The sequence below is a fragment of the Dellaglioa sp. CoH-57-MRSF-19 genome (assembly GCF_056781975.1).
In genome coordinates this window covers 1-259 of sequence record NZ_JBXAXW010000291.1, presented here as the reverse complement: position 1 = coordinate 259, position 259 = coordinate 1, and the positions used below count along the sequence as shown (strand labels likewise).

General features: G+C 61.8%; 1 protein-coding gene. It reads left to right on the top strand.

What is annotated here, in order from left to right; all coding sequences use genetic code 11:
• Positions 1-259, top strand: a 259-nt coding sequence (locus AC1RO3_RS09270) for an MFS transporter (protein WP_481764130.1), incomplete at both ends; no start/stop codon positions are given.

Here is a 259-nt window from a genome sequence, read left to right as displayed (position 1 = left end):
GTGATGACCGCAGTGCTCGCTGGCTTCAGCATCATCGGCGTAGCGCTTCCTGTACTCCCTTTGTATGTGAACAACGATCTCGGCTTCGGGCCGTTCATGATCGGGCTCGTGGCGGGAGCTCAGTTCGCCGCAGCGCTTGTCTCACGCATTTGGGCAGGATCCTTTTCCGACAGGCGCGGTGCCAAACGTGGCGTGCTCGCAGGCCTTGTCGCTGCTGCTGCCGCGGGCCTCCTGTATCTGCTCTCGCTCGCTTTCCAGA